18 protein-coding genes and 1 riboswitch are annotated in these 15,973 nt (G+C 70.6%); of the genes, 4 read left to right on the forward strand and 14 right to left on the reverse strand.

What is annotated here, in order from left to right; translation table 11 throughout:
* Nucleotides 1–71: 71 nt before the first annotated feature.
* Nucleotides 72–311, reverse strand: a riboswitch (cobalamin riboswitch).
* A gap of 20 nt (nt 312–331) precedes the next feature.
* The 9 genes from IHD13_RS11465 to cobT form a co-directional block, all read right to left on the reverse strand.
* Entirely contained in the window at nt 332–1,324 is a 993-nt protein-coding gene (locus IHD13_RS11465) for a bile acid:sodium symporter family protein (RefSeq protein ID WP_195861185.1), read from the reverse strand.
* A gap of 251 nt (nt 1,325–1,575) precedes the next feature.
* Entirely contained in the window at nt 1,576–1,986 is a 411-nt protein-coding gene (locus IHD13_RS11470; RefSeq protein ID WP_195861186.1) for a bifunctional adenosylcobinamide kinase/adenosylcobinamide-phosphate guanylyltransferase, read from the reverse strand.
* Nucleotides 1,938–2,651: a histidine phosphatase family protein gene (locus tag IHD13_RS11475; RefSeq protein WP_195861187.1), complete on the reverse strand. Its 714-nt coding sequence runs from the start codon at nt 2,649–2,651 to the stop codon at nt 1,938–1,940. The genes IHD13_RS11470 and IHD13_RS11475 overlap by 49 nt, the downstream gene beginning before the upstream one ends.
* Before the next feature lie 19 nt (nt 2,652–2,670).
* A complete protein-coding gene (cobS, locus tag IHD13_RS11480; protein WP_195861236.1) occupies nt 2,671–3,417 on the reverse strand; it encodes an adenosylcobinamide-GDP ribazoletransferase in 747 nt (248 codons plus the stop codon).
* Between the two features lie 56 nt (nt 3,418–3,473).
* On the reverse strand, nt 3,474–4,010 hold the full coding sequence (locus IHD13_RS11485) for a bifunctional adenosylcobinamide kinase/adenosylcobinamide-phosphate guanylyltransferase (protein WP_195861188.1): 537 nt from the start codon (nt 4,008–4,010) through the stop codon (nt 3,474–3,476).
* Nucleotides 4,007–5,128: a threonine-phosphate decarboxylase CobD gene (gene cobD / locus IHD13_RS11490; protein ID WP_195861189.1), complete on the reverse strand. Its 1,122-nt coding sequence runs from the start codon at nt 5,126–5,128 to the stop codon at nt 4,007–4,009. The genes IHD13_RS11485 and cobD overlap by 4 nt, the downstream gene beginning before the upstream one ends.
* Nucleotides 5,125–6,114 (reverse strand): adenosylcobinamide-phosphate synthase CbiB, encoded by a 990-nt coding sequence (gene cbiB, locus IHD13_RS11495; RefSeq protein ID WP_195861190.1) that lies wholly within the window; start codon nt 6,112–6,114, stop codon nt 5,125–5,127. Before cbiB ends, cobD begins: the two co-directional genes overlap by 4 nt.
* A complete protein-coding gene (locus tag IHD13_RS11500) occupies nt 6,107–6,793 on the reverse strand; it encodes an adenosylcobinamide amidohydrolase (RefSeq protein WP_195861191.1) in 687 nt (228 codons plus the stop codon). Before IHD13_RS11500 ends, cbiB begins: the two co-directional genes overlap by 8 nt.
* Complete coding sequence (gene cobT, locus IHD13_RS11505) at nt 6,790–7,845, reverse strand: nicotinate-nucleotide--dimethylbenzimidazole phosphoribosyltransferase (protein ID WP_195861192.1); 1,056 nt, start codon at nt 7,843–7,845, stop codon at nt 6,790–6,792. Before cobT ends, IHD13_RS11500 begins: the two co-directional genes overlap by 4 nt.
* A gap of 276 nt (nt 7,846–8,121) precedes the next feature.
* On the opposite strand from cobT, the gene IHD13_RS11510 reads away from it, so the two are divergent.
* Complete coding sequence (locus IHD13_RS11510; RefSeq protein WP_195861193.1) at nt 8,122–8,586, forward strand: 2-hydroxyacyl-CoA dehydratase; 465 nt, start codon at nt 8,122–8,124, stop codon at nt 8,584–8,586.
* 22 nt (nt 8,587–8,608) lie between these two features.
* Here IHD13_RS11510 and IHD13_RS11515 read toward each other — a convergent pair whose 3' ends face one another.
* Both IHD13_RS11515 and IHD13_RS11520 read right to left on the reverse strand, forming a co-directional pair.
* Nucleotides 8,609–9,118 (reverse strand): hypothetical protein, encoded by a 510-nt coding sequence (locus IHD13_RS11515; protein WP_195861194.1) that lies wholly within the window; start codon nt 9,116–9,118, stop codon nt 8,609–8,611.
* A gap of 20 nt (nt 9,119–9,138) precedes the next feature.
* Entirely contained in the window at nt 9,139–9,648 is a 510-nt protein-coding gene (locus IHD13_RS11520; RefSeq protein WP_195861195.1) for a T-complex 10 C-terminal domain-containing protein, read from the reverse strand.
* 220 nt (nt 9,649–9,868) lie between these two features.
* Here IHD13_RS11520 and IHD13_RS11525 point away from each other — a divergent pair, with 220 nt between their 5' ends.
* Entirely contained in the window at nt 9,869–10,942 is a 1,074-nt protein-coding gene (locus IHD13_RS11525) for a PA0069 family radical SAM protein (protein ID WP_195861196.1), read from the forward strand.
* Nucleotides 10,943–10,970: 28 nt separating this feature from the next.
* Here the strand turns inward: IHD13_RS11525 and IHD13_RS11530 are convergent, their stop codons facing one another.
* Entirely contained in the window at nt 10,971–11,966 is a 996-nt protein-coding gene (locus IHD13_RS11530) for a zinc-dependent alcohol dehydrogenase family protein (RefSeq protein ID WP_230086264.1), read from the reverse strand.
* A gap of 73 nt (nt 11,967–12,039) precedes the next feature.
* On the opposite strand from IHD13_RS11530, the gene IHD13_RS11535 reads away from it, so the two are divergent.
* Nucleotides 12,040–12,339, forward strand: a complete 300-nt coding sequence (locus IHD13_RS11535) for a winged helix-turn-helix domain-containing protein (protein ID WP_195861197.1) — start codon at nt 12,040–12,042, stop codon at nt 12,337–12,339.
* A gap of 13 nt (nt 12,340–12,352) precedes the next feature.
* Nucleotides 12,353–13,336, forward strand: coding sequence for an alpha/beta hydrolase (locus IHD13_RS11540; RefSeq protein WP_195861198.1), 984 nt, complete (start codon nt 12,353–12,355; stop codon nt 13,334–13,336).
* Between the two features lie 91 nt (nt 13,337–13,427).
* Here the strand turns inward: IHD13_RS11540 and IHD13_RS11545 are convergent, their stop codons facing one another.
* Both IHD13_RS11545 and IHD13_RS11550 read right to left on the reverse strand, forming a co-directional pair.
* Nucleotides 13,428–15,239, reverse strand: coding sequence for an acyl-CoA dehydrogenase C-terminal domain-containing protein (locus tag IHD13_RS11545; protein ID WP_195861199.1), 1,812 nt, complete (start codon nt 15,237–15,239; stop codon nt 13,428–13,430).
* Nucleotides 15,240–15,481: 242 nt separating this feature from the next.
* The gene (locus IHD13_RS11550) at nt 15,482–15,910 is read right to left on the reverse strand and encodes an organic hydroperoxide resistance protein (protein ID WP_195861200.1); all 429 of its coding nucleotides are present in this window, start codon (nt 15,908–15,910) and stop codon (nt 15,482–15,484) included.
* Nucleotides 15,911–15,973: the final 63 nt, after the last annotated feature.

The following is a 15,973-nucleotide window of genomic DNA, read 5'->3' on the forward strand; positions in this document are numbered from 1 at the left end:
GGTGGCCGGGACACGGCGGAAAGGACAGGAAAGGCGCCACAAGGCCCCCAGCCTGGCGTCGCCCACCGCGACACGGCATGCCTCTCCAGGCCGGTCTCCGGGCTGACGAGTGAAGGCCTAGGCCCGGGGGCCAGGCTAAGCACCTTCCGCACCGCCGTCTTCCCATGCCAAGCGGCACAGTGACGTTATGGCGGTGTTTGACTCGATCACCGTTGCGGGGGCAGCGTCGGAATGGCGGCAAGGCCGTGCACCGACTTCCCGTTTACCTGGTAGAAATGGCTTCCACCAGCACCTGAGAGTGCGCGTAAGCTAGCAATCCACCAGGCAAAGGTCAATTTGTCGCGGCCAGCGGCTCGGGACGCTGGGCGTAGCGCTGGGCCAGGATGGCGCAGACGATCAGCTGGATCTGGTGGAAGAGCATGATCGGCAGCAGCATGGGCCCCAGGGCACTGCCGGCGAAGAGCACCTGGGCCATGGGCACCCCGGTGGCCAGGCTCTTCTTGGAGGCGCCGAAGACGATGGTGATCTCGTCCTCCTTGCTGAAGCCCAGCCCCCGGGCCAGGGCCGTGGTCAGCACCAGCACCAGGGCCAGCAGCACGCAGCAGGCCAGGATCAGCGCCAGCAGCGGGCCGAGTCCCACGGTCTGCCAGAGCCCACCCACCACCGAGGCACTGAAGGCGGTATAGACCACCAGCAGGATGGAGCTCTGATCCACCTTGCTCAGCCAGGGGCGATTGCGGGCCACCCAGTCGCCGATCCAGGGCCGCGCCAGGTGCCCCAGCACGAAGGGCAGCAGCAGTTGCAGGCTGATCTTGAGCACCGCCTCGCCGGCGTTGTAGCCCTCGCCGGTGGCCTGGATGCCCATGATCAGCATCACCAGCAGGGGGGTGGCCAGGATGCCGATCAGGCTGGAGGCGGAAGCGTTGCAGATCGCCGCCGGCACATTGCCCCGGGCCAGGGAGTTGAAGGCGATGGCGGACTGCACCGTGCCGGGCAGCACGCAGAGGTAGAGCATGCCGAGGGTCAGGGGCGTGCCCAGCCAGGGCTCCATCAGCGGCCGCCCCAGCACCCCGAGCAGCGGGAAGGCGACGAAGGTGAAGCCGAACACCACCAGGTGCAGGCGCCAGTGGGTGGCGCCGCTGATGATCGCCTGGCGGGAGAGCTTGGCGCCATGCATAAAGAACAGCAGGGCGATGGCCGCCACGGTCAGCCCCTCGAAGAAGGGCACCCCGCGCCCCTGGGCCGGCAGCACGCTGGCCAGGATCACCACCCCCACCAGGGTCAGGGTAAAGTTATCGACCCACCGTCGTAATTGTCCCAGCATCTCAGCTCCACTTATTGAAAAACAGTTCCATATTCTATTACGTCCCGAGGCGGCCCAGACAAGCGACTTTAGCCAAGCCCTTAGGCAATCCAGTTATTACCTTTTCCGCTGAAGGCCCGGGGCTATCCTGGCGGTCAGGCCGCCGCGGGGCGCTGTAAACCCTTCCCTGGGAGCTACTTTTGCCATCCCTGGCAAAAAACCCCCGCGGCGTCCTGCCCCCAGCGCCCCTCAGCCATTCCATCTGCAAGGCTTTAGCCAAGCCTTCTTAGCAAGCCGTGCCAGACGTAGTAGACCGCCTCGGCCCGGGCCGCGGCGTCCTGGGCCAGCCAGCCGTTGAGGTCGCGCAGGCGCCGCTGGCGGCGCGACAGGGGCACGAGGCCCCGCCCCATCTCCTCGAGGATCAGGGTGATGGACGCCCCCGTCCGGCGCTCTGCGTCCCGCAGGGCGTCCATGGCCTGGGCGAGGCGCGCCCGCAGGCGGTCGTTATCGGCCTCGCCTGCCAACTGGGCGGCGATCCACGGCGCCCAGCCATCGATCACCAGGTCTCCGGCGGGCGGCGGGCCTTCGAGGAGGCTTGCGGCCTCGAGCCAGCGCGGCGCCCCGCCCCAGCTCCTTACCGCGTCGCGCTTGCCGGCGTGGGTACCGCCGATGACCACTCGCATCGCCAGGCGCCTCCGTGTCGAATGAAGTGGAAGTGGCGCCCCTCCGCCTGGGTGACGCCGGCGGCCCAGAAGTCGATGGCCTCGAAGCGCCGACGCAGCTCCCGCAGCACCCCGCCATGGGTCACCACCAGGGCGCGGTATGCGCCGCCCTCCTTCCCGCCCTCCTTGGCCTCGGCATCCCAGGTCAGCTCACGCCACCAGGCGTCGAGCCGTGCGCGCAGCTCGCCGGCGGACTCGCCCCCGGGGGGCGGTTGCTCGCCCCGGGCGTCGATCCAGGCCCGGTAACCGGGGTCCGACTCGAGCTCGGCGTAGCACTTGCCCTCGTAGGCGCCGAAATTCAGCTCCCGCAGCCGGGCATCGAAGCGCGGCTCGGGCTGAGACTCGGGGCGGGTCTCGGAATGGGTCTCGGGGCGGGTCTCGGAACAGGGTGTCGCGCCAGGCAGGGCCAGGTGTGCCAGGGTCTGGCGACAGCGCGTCAGGTCGCTGCAGTGGATGGCATCCCACTCCCCCTGCTGCTCGAGCCACCAGGCCCTCAGGCGCTCGAGCCCCGGGCGGGCCGCCTCGAGATCCAGGGGAATGTCCCGGTGGCCCTGGTAGCGGCCGCTCCGGTTCCAGGCGGTCAGGCCGTGGCGCACCACAACCAGGGTCAGGCTAGGCGATGACATGCGAATCCCTCCTGTCGTCTCACGAACTCAGCCAGAGCCAGGCCACCAGCAGCAGCCAGAGCTCGCCCCCCTCGATGGCGGCCCCCAGCATATCGCCGTTGATGCCGCGAAAGCTGCGCACCATCAGGGCGGCGAAGGCCAGCAGGAAGGCGGCCAGCGCCATCAGCAGCAGCCAGCCGCCGGGCAGCCACCAGAAGAGCACGACCAGGGGCAGCAGCGACAGCCCCAGGTCCCGGTGGCGGCTCTCCTGGCGCCAGGTCCAGGCCAGCCCCTCGCGGCGGGCGATCGGTGCCAGGCGCAGCAGGGCCACGGCGCCGAAGCGCGCCAGGGCCGGCGGCCCCAGCAGCCACAGCGGGGCGACGCCGGCCTCCAGCAGCGCCCAGAGCAGCACGCCCTTCCAGGCCAGCAGGAAGATCAGCGCCAGGATGGCGAAGCTGCCTACCTGGGCATCCTTCATGATCGCCCAGCGCCGCTCCAGGGGGGCATTGCTGCCCAGGGCATCGGCCAGGTCCATCACCCCATCCAGGTGCAGGCCGCCGGAGAGCGCCACCCAGAGGCTGAGCAGCGCCAGGGCCAGCAGCGGCGTGGGCCAGCCCGACAGCGCCAGCGCCGCCAGGGCCAGCAGGCCGCCCAGCAGCAGGCCCACCAGGGGGTAGGCGCGCAGCGCCCAGCGCCGGGTGGCCGGGGTCCAGGGGCAGGCCAACGGCAGCGGAATCCGCGTCAGGAACTGCAGCGCCAGCACCAGGCCGAAACCGGCGGCGGCCAGGCCCCGGGGCGTGGTCGATGGCGGGGCCGATGGCGGGGTCGATGGCGTCGTCGAGCTCATGGGCCCTCCCCCTTCCAGACCCAGGGCAGCCCCGCCACCAGTTGCACCACCAGATCCGCCTCGGCGGCCAGGTCCCGGTGCAGGGTCTGGAGGAAGCCCACGAAGGCGCGGGTATCGCCATCCTCGGCGGGCACTCCCTCGTTGATGTCGTTGGAGACCACCACCAGGGCGATATGGCGTTGCCGGGCCTCGGTCAGCACCGAGGCCAGCAGGGTGCGGCCCTCGGCATCGCTGCCGCCACCCCCGTAGCGCCACTGGCTGGCCCAGAGGGTCAGGCAGTCGAGCAGCACGGTCTCGCCCGGGGCGACCTCGTCCAGGGCGGCATCCAGGGCCAGGGGAACCTCCAGGGTCTCCCAGCCCTCCCCTCGCTGGCGTCGATGGCGATCGATGCGCTCGGCCATCTCGTCATCCGAGGCCCGGGCGGTGGCCAGGTACCAGAGGTTTCCGCCCCGCGCCTCCCGCCATTGGCGGGCCAGGCGCTCGGCGTAGTCGCTCTTGCCGGAGCGGGCTCCGCCGCTGATAAAGGCAATCATGATGTCTCTCCTCGGGCGATCTCTTCCATTGCCTCCGCCAGGGCCGCACAGAGCGCCCGGTTCTCCTCGCCGGTGCGCAGGGCCAGGCGCAGCCAGCCCCCGTCCAGGCCGGCGAAACCCTGGGTATGGCGCGCCAGCCAACCGCGGCGCAGCAGCGCCGGCAAGAGCCGGGCGGTGGCCGCGGCGCCCCGGGGGTGGCGCACCAGGAAAAAGTTGGCGCGGCTCGGCACCACCCTCAGGCCCAGGGCGCCGAGCGCCGCCTGCATGGCGGGTCGCTCGGCGGCGAGCCAGGCCCGGGTGCGGGCATTGAAGTCGCGATCCGCCAGCAGCGGTGCCACCAGGTCGGCGGCCAGCTGGTTAACGCTCCAGGCGGGCTGGAAGGCCCCGGCGGCGGTGACCCGATCCGGTGAGGCGAGCAGGTAGCCCAGGCGCAGCCCCGGCAGGGTGAACCACTTGGTCAGGGAGCGCAGCAGCACCAGGTGCTCGAAGCGCTCGAGCCAGGGGGTCAGCCGCTCCGCGTCGCCGACGAAATCGATAAAGGCCTCGTCCACCACCAGGGTACAGCCCCGCTCGGCGGTGAGCGTCAGCAGCCGCGCCATCACCGGGCACGGCACCAGGGTCGCGGTGGGGTTATTGGGACGCCCCATAAAGAGTACCTCCGCCTCCCCCAGGCCCGCGACCAGGGCCTCAAGGTCGGGGGAGAAATCAGGAGCGGCCAGGGGCAGGCCATGCACCGACAGTCCATAGGCCGCACAGGCGCGGCGATACTCGGCGAAGCCCGGCTCAAGGATGGCGGCGGGCCGGCCGGCGTGCAGGGCGGCGGCCAGGTAGATCGCCTCGGCGCCGCCGTTGGTGAGACGCACTTGCTCCGGGGTCACCCCCTCGTGGGCGGCGATGGCGGCCCGGGCGGCGGCATAGTCCGGGTCGGGGTAGCGGCCCAGGTCGGCGGCCCGTTCGGCCAGCCACTCGGGCAGCCACTCGGGGGGGCCGAGCGGGTTGAGGTTGGCGCTGACATCGCGCAGCGGCGTCTGTGGCGGCAGGCCAAAGCGCGCCAGCAGCGGCGCCGCCTCGCCCCCGTGCAAGGGCCAGTGATTCGAGGGGGGGACGTCCGGACTCACCACGCCTCCTTGAGCAGGATCAGTGCCGCCATCAGCAGCAGAAAGCCCAGCCAGCCGCCATGCATCAGGCGCAGGGTGGCGGCGATATGCCCTGCCATCAGCGGCCGGCGGGGCGTGCCCAGCCGGGCCCGTTCTGAGACCCGCCCGCGATAGTGATTGATGCCCCCCAGCTGCACCCCCAGCAGATTGGCCACCATCGCCTCCGGCCAGCCGCTATTGGGGCTGGGGTGGCGCGGCGCCTCCCGCCAGGTGGCGGCCAGGGCCCCACGGGTAGCCACCTCCCCCGATCCCAAGCCTTTCATAAAGAACGCGCTTAGCCAGAGCGTCAGGGCGGTCAGCCGCGCCGGCAGCCAGTTGGCGACGTCGTCGAGACGCGCCGAGGCCCAGCCGAAGTCGGCGTAGCGCTCGTCCCGGTAGCCGACCATGGAGTCGAGGGTATTGATCGCCTTGTAGGCCAGGGCCAGGGGGGCGCCGCCGAGCAGGGCGAAGCACAGCGGCGCGGTGATGCCGTCCACGGTGTTCTCGGCCACCGTTTCCACCGCGCCGCGGCTGATCTCCGCCTCGTCCAGGTGCTCGGTATCGCGGCCTACCACCCTGGCCAGCGCCCGGCGTGCCTCGGGCAGCTCGCCCCGGCTCAGGGGCGCGGCGATCTCCCGGGCGGCGTCCCGAAGCCCCTTGATGGCCAGGCAACTGGCCAAGAGCCAGAGCTCGGCGAGCCAGGCCAGCCCCGGGTGAATCGCCGCCAGCAGGGCGAGCCCTCCCCAGGCCAGCAGGAAGGTGCCCAGCACCACCAGGGCGCACATCAGCGCCCCCTTGAGGCGCTGAGCCCGGGCGTTCCCCCGGTTCCAGGCCCGCTCCAGGCGGGCGATCACCGCCCCCATGCCCACCACCGGATGCGGCAGGGCGCGGGGATCGCCGATGATCAGATCCAGCACCAGGGCCAGCAGCACCAGCCCCAGCAGCCCGAGAGAGAGCGGCTCAGCCATGGCGCTCCTCCTGGCTGCGCCGCAGCGCGTCCCGGGTCGCCACGAAGACCGCCCGGCCCAGCTCGCGGCCCAGTCGCGTACCGGAGCCGGCATAGTCGCTGGGTTCCCCCGCCTGGGTGGCGGCGACGGCCAAACAGTCGGTGGAGGTGCCGCTGGCCGGAGTGCCGCTGTGGGGGTCGCGGATCGCCCGGGCCTGGAGGGCCCGGGCCTTGGCCTCCGTCGCCGAGAGGGCGGCATTGACCAGGCCCGCATCGCTCAGGTGGGCGTCCAGGAAGACCAGGGTATTGATGGTGCCCACCGGCCGCGGGTCGCCCGTCAGGGGCGCGGTGATATCCACCGCATTGCCGGCCCCGGCGGTGACCGCCACCAGCAGCCCCTCCCCCGCCACCAGGGCCAGGTGCTCGAGATGCACCGCGGTCATCATCGCCAGGCTCTCACCCAAGCCCAGGCCGCGCCGGGCCAGCCAGGCGCCCAGGTCATTAGCAGGCGCCCGGCCATCATAGGCCTTGTCCACATGGAAGTTGCAGAAGTGGCGCCGCCAGCCCAGGCCGCCCCCCACCAGGGCGCTGCTCAGGGTACGCAGGGGCCGGGCGGCGGCGAAGTGCAGGCAGTGGGCGTCCGCCGCCAGGCTCAGGCCCGGGGCGAAATCCAGTGCTTGCGGGCAGACCGGGGCATTCATGGGGCGTTACCGATGCCCGCCTGATCGAAGGTCGCCATCTCGGCGAGCATGCGGCAGGCCGACTCCAGCAGCGGGAAGGCCAGGGCCGCGCCGCTGCCCTCCCCCAGGCGCAGCCCCAGATCCAGTAGCGGCTCCGCCGCCAGGGCACGCAGGGCGATATCGTGGCCCGGCTCCCGGGAGCGGTGGCCGAAGATCAAGTAAGGGCGCAGCGCCGGGCAAAGGCGACAGGCCACCAGGGCCGCCGCCGTGGCGATCAGCCCATCCACCAGTAGCGGCACCCGCCGGGCCGCCCCGCCCAGGTAGGCCCCTGCCATGGCGGCGATCTCCAGGCCGCCGAGGGCGGCGAGGGCCCCCAGGGGGTCATCCGCCTCGACCCGGCGCGCGCCCAGGGCCCGGGCGATCACCTCGCGCTTATGGGCCAGGCCCGCGGCGTCGATGCCGGTCCCCGGCCCCACCACGGCCTCCGGGGAGGCGTCACAGAGAACCGCCAGCAGGGCGCTGCTGGCGGTGGTATTGGCGATGCCCATCTCGCCAACGATCAGGCAGCGACAGCCCGCCGCCACCGCCCGCTCGGCGGCCTGGATCCCGACCCCGATGGCGGCCTCGGCCTCGTCCCGGGTCATGGCGTCCTCCCGGGCCAGGTTACGGGTGCCGGGGCGCACCTTGGCGTTCACCACCGCCTGGCGCACCTCGGCGGGCAGCTCGCCGGCCACCCCCACGTCGATCACCTCCAGGCGCGCCCCGTGCTGGCGGGCGAAGACATTGATCGCCGCGCCGCCGGCGGCGAAGTTGGCCACCATCTGGGCGGTGACCGCCTGGGGAAAGGCCGAGACCCCCTCCGCCGCCACCCCGTGATCGGCGGCGAAGACCAGCACCCCGGGAGGCGAGACCCGCGGCAGGGCCTCGCCCTGGATCAGCGCCAGCTCGATGGCCAGGCGCTCCAGACGACCCAGGCTGCCCGGCGGCTTGGTGAGGTTGTCCAGGTGCTGGGTCACCCGCTCGGCCAGGGCCGAGTCGGGCTCGCGAATGACGGCGAGGGTCGAGGAGAGCATGGGGACTCCGGGCGGATCATCAGAAGAGGCGCATGGTAGCAGATGCGCCACGTCCTGATGCAGGTCATGGCGCCGGCGGCGCCACGGACTAGGCTTTGTCTGAAAAGTCGGCGAGCGAAGGTCAGACAAGGCAAAAATCGGCGAAAAGACGGAGTTTACGGGGTGTAAATGAGTACTTTGAGCCGATTTTTAACGCCGTATGGCCGAGCGCAGCCAGTTTTCGGACATAGACTAGGCTAACGGGAAGCCCTGACGAACCGACGGGAGGAACCGAGCATGCGCTTTCATCAAGTGAAGGAGCTGGTGACCTGGGCGGTGGACTTTCACCGCCAACTGGCCGGCCAGTACCAGCGGCTGGCCGATGAGGCCAGCAACGAGCGCCAGAAGATGGCGCTGGAGTACCTGGTGCAGCGGGAGACCAAGCAGGGCCAGGAGCTGGCCAGCTACCTGGAGGAGAATGGCGACCATACCGCCGTGCTGGAGACCTGGTTCGACGACCCCGCCGACTTTCCCCATGCTCCCGTACTGGGCCGCCTGCCGGAGCGGCTCGACGGCGGTGAGGTACAGGACGTGCTGGCCACCGCCCTGGCCACCCATCGCACTCTGCAGGACCTCTACGAACACCGCGCCGAGCGGGCCGGTGCCCAGCGGGAGGAGGAGTTCTTCGCCTCCCTGGCGGCGGAGCACAAGGCGGAGGTGCGGCGCATCGTGCGCGACCTGCAGCGGTTGGAGGCCTACTAGCCGGCATCGCGCCGAGGAGGGCTTAGAGGATCTCCTCGATGGGGTAGACATGCACCAGGTAGAGGTAGAAGAAGAGCAACGACAGGGTCAGGATGATGACCCCGAGCACCGGCGAGCTCAGCTTGATGCCGCCGGGGCTCGCCTCCAGGGTGGTGCGGGTATCACCGCCTCCCCCTTGCCCCTGGCGAAACTGCAGCCAGGAAAAATAGATCCCGACCACCACCAGGAAGACCACCAGCACGAAGGTGATCTTCGATGAGAGGAGCTGCCAGGCGAAGACCCGCCGGCGGTGCTCATACCCCTCGCGGCGATAGTCGTAGTAGGCCTGCAGGGCCCGGCGCTGGGCCGCCTGTCCCTGGTCGTCGAGCCAGCCGGGGTCGACCATCATCGGCGCGAAGTCCCCCTCGCCACCCTCCAGGGCCGACACGAGGTCGGCGATGCGTTCGGGGAGTGGCTCGGGCGTTTCCGCGGCGGCGCTCCCCGCCATGGCGATCATCCATACCAGCAGTAGCCAGCGGCATATCGGGCACATCGGCGTGTTCCTGCGAAAGTTCAGGGCGCCGCGGTCAGGAAGCGCAGGCTGCGCAACCGCCAGTCAATCACCTCATAGTAGCCCTTGCCGGCCTCGGTCTGCCGGTAGGCCTCGAACTCGGCGTCACCGAGCAGGTTGCCGAGCACCCCCAGCAAGCGTTCGCCGAGCTCGCCGCCCCAGGCAGCGAGTTCATCGGGCAGCAGCGGCAGCTCGGCCGAGGGTACCTGCATGGGCAGGGTGCCCAGGGAGGTGCCGTCGGGGAAGTGCGTGGTGGTGGAGCCGTCGGGGAACTGGCGGTGAATGCGCCCATCGGGATAGTGCGTCTCGAAGGTGCCGTCCTCGAGGATGCGGCGCCGCTCCCCCGGCGTCTCGGGAGCAAGGCCCGGCTCCCGCAGGCGCGCCTCGTCCACCCCACTGCAACGGGCCAGGCACTGCATCAGCCGGGGCGACAGCTCCTCGAGGGCGGGCCCCAGCTGCGCCAGGGCCGGGGGCGCGCCGAAATCGTCCGCCTGCCCGGGTCCCCAGGCCACCAGCCCGAGGCACAGCAGCCCCGGCCAGAGCCTGGCGCACGGCGACCATCCACTTCCCCGGCACCATGAATCGCATCGCTTGCCCATAAGCCCTCCGAGTCATTTCCGGCGCGCGGCGCACTGATCTGCAGTTTAGTTCGAGGCAGGGCCCCTCGCCCGGCCTGGCCAGCCTGGGCGCTCCGACATATACTGTATTTATATACAGCATCAGGAGCGCCCTATGCCGACCCCGCCACCGCTCAAGGGCCGCGGCGCCACCTATGATCCCGACAATCGCTTCGCCCCCACCCGGGTCGAGGCGGAAGACGACGGCTGGTGGCAGGAGGAAACGCCACCACGGCGGGCCACCCTGGTGGCCGAGGAGGCGGCGCGCAGCGCCCTGGCCTGGAACGACTCGCCGGACCTGCCCTTCGACCGCTCCCTCAATCCCTACCGCGGCTGCGAGCACGGCTGCATCTACTGCTATGCCCGCCCCAGCCATGCCTACTGGGATCTCTCCCCGGGGCTCGACTTCGAGACCCGCTTGATCGCCAGGAGCGGCCTGGTGGAGCGGCTGCGCGAGGAGCTCTGCCGTCCCGGCTATGTGTGCCGCCCGATCAACCTCTCCGGCAACACCGACTGCTACCAGCCCCTGGAGGCGGAGCGGGGCAGCACCCGGGAGCTGCTGGCCTTCCTGCTGGAATGCCGTCACCCCCTGACCCTGGTCACCAAGAGCGCCCTGCTCCTGCGCGACCTGGACCTGCTCCGGGCCCTGGCCGAGCGCCGCCTGGTGCGGGTGATGATCAGCCTGACCAGCCTCGACCGCACCCTCAAGCGCCGCCTGGAGCCCCGGGCCGCCAGCCCGGGGGCGCGACTCAAGGCGATCCGCGCCCTGGCCGAGGCAGGCGTGCCGGTGGGCACCCTGGTGGCCCCGGTGATCCCGGGCCTCACCGACCACGAGCTGGAGCGCCTGCTCGGCGCGGCCCGGGAGGCCGGGGCCGATAGCGCCGGCTGGATGCTGCTGCGCCTGCCCCGGGAGGTGGCGCCGCTGTTCGAGGCCTGGCTCGAGGCCCACTACCCGGAGCGGGCCGCCAGGGTAATGAGCCTGATGCGCCAATGCCGCGGCGGCGCCGCCTATGACGCCCGCTTCGGCAAGCGCATGCGCGGCGAAGGGGTCTTCGCCGAGCTACTGGCCCAGCGCTTCGCCACCACCTGTCGGCGCCTGGGGCTCAACCAGGCCCCGGCCCTGGCCGCCCAGCGGCTGGATACCAGCGCCTTTCGTCCGCCGCATCTCCAGGGCGACCTCTTCGATTAGGGGTTTAGTCCCGGCGGCACACCGCCGCTCAGGGAATCAGCACGGCGGCGCCCGAGAAGCACCCGGCGCGCAGGTCATCGAGGGCGCGATTGGCGTCTGCCAGGGGGTAGGCATGGGTTTCGGTCTGGATGGGGATTCGCGCCGCCAGGGGCAGGAAGGCCTCGCCATCGGCACGGGTGAGGTTGGCCACCGAGCGCACCAGGCGCTCCTCCCAGAGCAGCCGATAGGGGAAGGCGGGAATCTCCGACATATGGATGCCGCCACACACCACCACGCCACCGGGGCGCACCCGGGCCAGCGCCTCGGGGACCAGCTCGCCCACCGGGGCGAAGATAATGGCCGCATCCAGCGGCCGGGGCGGCGCCTGCCCCGAGTCCCCCGCCCAGCGGGCCCCCAGGCGTCGGGCGAAGGCCTGGGCCTCTCGATCGCCGGGGCGAGTAAAGGCGTAGCAGTGCTGGCCCTTGGCTCGGGCCAACTGGATCAGCAGGTGCGCCGCGGCGCCGAAGCCGTAGAGCCCCAGGTGGCGCAGTGACTCGCCCCCCGCCAGGCGCCAGGCGCGGTAGCCGATCAGCCCGGCACAGAGCAGCGGTGACGAGGCCCGGGCCTCGCCGGTGACGGGAAAGCCGTAGCGGGCATCCGCCACGCAATACTCCGCGTAGCCACCGTCCCGGGTGTAGCCGGTGAACTGCGCCCGCCGGCAGAGGTTCTCCCGCCCGGCACGACACTCGGTGCACTCGCCACAGGTCCAGCCCAGCCAGGGCACCCCTACCCGGCTGCCCGGTGCCGGCGTCGTCACCCCCGGCCCCAGGGCCACCACCTCGCCGACGATCTCGTGCCCGGGAATCAGCGGCAGCCGCGCCTCATTGAGCTCGCCGTCCACCACATGCAGGTCGGTGCGGCACACCGCACAGGCCTCGACCCGGATCAACAGCTCCCCGGGGCCCGGCACGGGACGCGGGACCCGTTCCCGGCGTAGCGGCCGCCCGGTCTCGTGGAGCCGCATGGCCCACATCGTTTCGCTCATCGCCCTCACCTCGATATTGGCCACCCTCAAGGCGTAGGATAGATGGCTCCCCCGCGAAACGAGTCAGCGACCCATGGCCGAGTCCCTCAGCAAGACCAAGAGCAGCTTCTATCGACGCCTCTATGTGGCCCACCTGATCGATCACGGCGTGGCCAGCGTGCCCGAGCTGATCGAAGCCACCGGCATGCCGCGGCGGACCGCCCAGGACACCATCCACTCCCTCGCCGAGCTGGATATCGCCTGCGACTTCGAGCAGGCCGAGGGGGCCCGCCACAATATCGGCCGCTACCGCATCCGCGACTGGGGCGCCATCGACCCACGCTGGGTCGAGGTCAACGCGGCACGCCTCAAGGCCGCCCTGGGCTACCCCTGACCGCGGGCCCGCCATGAGGCTGCCGTGGCTCATCGGCCTGCTGGCCTTCGCCCTGGGTGGCTGCGCGTCGTCGGGCGAGGCGCCGCCGTTCGACCTGCCGCCCCCCTATGCGGGCTATGTCGAGGTCGCGGAAGACCAGCGCCTGCCCTACCGGCAGTGGCTGCCGGATCACGCCCCCCGGGCCCTGGTGCTGGCCCTGCATGGCTTCAACGACCACGCCGGCAGCTTCGCCCCCCTGGGGGAAACGCTGAGTGGGCAAGGCATCGCCCTCTATGCCCATGATCAGCGCGGCTTCGGCACCACCGAGCCCCGCGGCCACTGGCCCGGCGAGGCGGCCCTGGTGGCGGACGCCCACGCCATGCTGGCCTGGCTGGAGGCACGCTATCCCGACACGCCCCGCTACCTGCTGGGCAAGAGCATGGGGGCCGCCGTGGCGCTGCGAGTGCTGGCGGAGCGGCCCGCGGTAGCGGGCGGGGTCCTGGTGGCCCCGGCGGTATGGGGACGCAGCACCATGCCCTGGTACCAGCGCCTGGGGCTGTGGCTCGGCATGCGCCTGGCGCCGGAGGCGCGTTTCTCGGCCCGCACCGCCCGGCGCCTGGGCATCGAGCCCACCGATGACCCGGAGATTCGCCACCAGCTGGCCCGGGACCCGCTGCTGCTGCGCAGCGCCCGCATCGAGGCCCTGGACGGGGTGGCTCGATTGATGGACACCGCCCTGGCCGCGGCGCCCGAGCAGACGGGGCCCCTGCTGCTGCTCTACGGCGAGGCGGATCAGGTGATTCCCGAGGACGCGGTCTGCACCCTGCTGGCGACCCTGCCGCCGCCCCCGGCCTGGCGCCTGGTGCTCTACCCCGAGGGCTACCATATGCTGACCCGCTACCGGGGACGGGCCCAGACCGAGGCGGACCTGGCGGCCTGGCTGCAGGACCCGGCGGCGCCCCTGCCCTCCGGCCGGGAGGTCACGCCGGAGACCGCCGAACGACGCCTGTGCCGATAAAAAAAAACGGCGACCCGAGGTCGCCGTAAGGAAGCGGTCAGCGCGACTGACCAGAGAGATCGATCACAGCAAGTCTGGCATCACCTCGAACTCAGAGCTCGAAGCCGCGGCCGAAGTCCTCGGCGGAGAGCGCCATCAGCGACTCGGCGCCGGCCTCGATGGCCTGCTTATGGGTGCGGGTGCGCGGCAGCAGGCGGTCGAAGTAGAAGCGCGCGGTATTCAGCTTGCTGCGGTAGAAGGCGGCATCGTCGCTGCCCTCGGCCAGGGTCGCCTGGGCCTGCCTGGCGGCGCGGGCGAAGAGGTAGGCCAGGGTCACGTAGCCGGAGTACATCAGGTAGTCGACGCTGGCCGCGCCCACTTCCTCGCGATCGGCCATGGCCTTCATGCCGATGCCCATGGTCAGCTCGCCCCACTCGGCGTTGAGCTTGGCCAGGGGCCGCACGAATTCGGCGAGGGCGGTGTTGCCCTCCTCCGCCTGACAGAACTTGTGGATCTCCTTGGTGAAGACCTTGAGGCTCTCGCCCTGGCTCATCAGTACCTTGCGGCCCAGCAGGTCGAGGGCCTGGATGCCGGTGGTGCCCTCGTAGAGACGGGTGATGCGGGCGTCCCGCACCAGCTGCTCCATGCCCCACTCCTGGATAAAGCCGTGACCGCCGAAGACCTGCACGCCCTCGTTGGTGGCCTCGAAGCCCACCTCGGTAAGGAAGGCCTTGACGATGGGGGTCAGCAGACCCAGCAGGGTCTCGGCGTGCGCCTTCTCGGCGGCATCGCTGCCGTGCTCGACGATATCGATCATCTGGGCGGTATAGAGCACCAGCATCCGGCCGCCCTCGGCGAAGGCCTTCTGGGTCAGCAGCATGCGCCGCACGTCCGGGTGCACGATGATCGGGTCGGCGGCCTTCTCCGGCGCCTGGGGCCCGGAGAGGGCACGCATCTGCAGGCGGTCGCGGGCATAGGCCAGGGCGTTCTGGAAGCTCGCCTCGGTGAGGCCCAGGCCCTGGATACCGACGCCGATGCGGGCCGCGTTCATCATGGTGAACATGCAGGCCAGGCCCTTGTTGGGGGCGCCCACCAGGAAGCCCTTGGCCCCATCGAAGTTCATCACGCAGGTGGCGTTGCCGTGGATGCCCATCTTGTGCTCCAGCGAGCCGCAGACCACCCCATTGCGCTCGCCCGGATTGCCATCGGTATCGGGCAGGAACTTGGGCACCACAAAGAGCGAGATCCCCTTGGAGCCCTCCGGAGCGTCGGGCAGCTTGGCCAGCACCAGGTGAACGATGTTCTCGGCCAGGTCGTGCTCGCCGGCGGAGATAAAGATCTTGGTGCCGGTGATCGCGTAGGCGCCGTCATCGGTGGGCAGGGCGCGGGTCTTGATCAGTCCCAGGTCGGTGCCACAGTGGGGCTCGGTGAGGCACATGGTGCCGGTCCAGGTGCCCTCCACCAGCTTGGTCAGGTAGGTGGCCCGCTGCTCATCGGTACCGTGGTGACGCAGGGCGTCGGCGGCGCCGTGGGAAAGCCCCGGGTACATGCCCCAGGCCAGGTTGGTGGCGCAGATCATCTCCGAGAGGACCATGGCCAGGGAGTGCGGCAGGCCCTGGCCCCCGTGCTCGGGATCGGCGGCGAGGCTCGGCCAGCCCCCCTCCACGTACTGGGCATAGGCTTCCTTGAAGCCCTTGGGCGCCTTGACCTCACCGCCCTCCAGCCGACAGCCCTCCTGGTCGCCGCTCTGGTTCAGCGGCAGCAGCACCTCGCGGGCGAAACGGGCCCCTTCCTCGAGGATGGCCGCCACCACGTCCGGGGAGGCCTCTTCGCCAGCCGGCAGGCGGGCGTAGTGGGCCGGATAGTCGAGCATCTCGTCCATCACGAAACGCAGGTCACGCAGGGGGGCCTGATAGTCGGGCATGTCGGTCTCTCCAGAAGAGGGCGCCGGAAATCGGAAGCAACAAGGCAGCGCCACTTTCAAACACATGTTTGAAAACTAGCCGCTAGCCCAGCGGACGTCAAGCGTTCGTTTGAATTCTCCCCGGGGAACCGCCCCCGACCTTGGTCGATAGTCACCCGGGGCCCGACACGACACCGCCCACCCCGAGGCCTCGGGGTGGGCGGTGTCGTGCTGGGGCTATCTCCCCCAGTTTTAGCCGCTGCCTAGTCGACCAGGGTCAGGGTCACATCAATATTGCCCCGGGTGGCATTGGAGTAGGGGCAGACCTGGTGAGCGGCATCGATCACCTGCCGGGCCTGTTGCTTGTCCATGCCCGGCAGGGAGATCTTGAGCTCCACCTCGATACCGAAGCCGCCGGGAATCTCGCCGATGCCCACCACCCCCTCGATGCTGGCGTCATCCGGCATCGGCAACTTGTCGCGGCCGGCGACGAACTTCATGGCCCCCAGGAAGCAGGCGGAGTAGCCGGCGGCGAAGAGCTGCTCGGGGTTAGTGGCCTCGCCCCCGCCGCCGCCCATCTCCTTGGGCACCGCCAGGGCGACATCAAGGACCCCGTCGGAGGAGACGGCGCGGCCGTCACGACCGCCGGTGGCCTTGGCATGGGCACGATAGGCAACTTTCTCGATAGACATTCGACGCCTCCTTGATCGCTTGAGTCGCGCTTCAACAGGCCGGCCCATCGTGGGCCGGGGTCT

The sequence above is a fragment of the Halomonas sp. 328 genome (assembly GCF_015645095.1).
Lineage (GTDB): Bacteria > Pseudomonadota > Gammaproteobacteria > Pseudomonadales > Halomonadaceae > Bisbaumannia.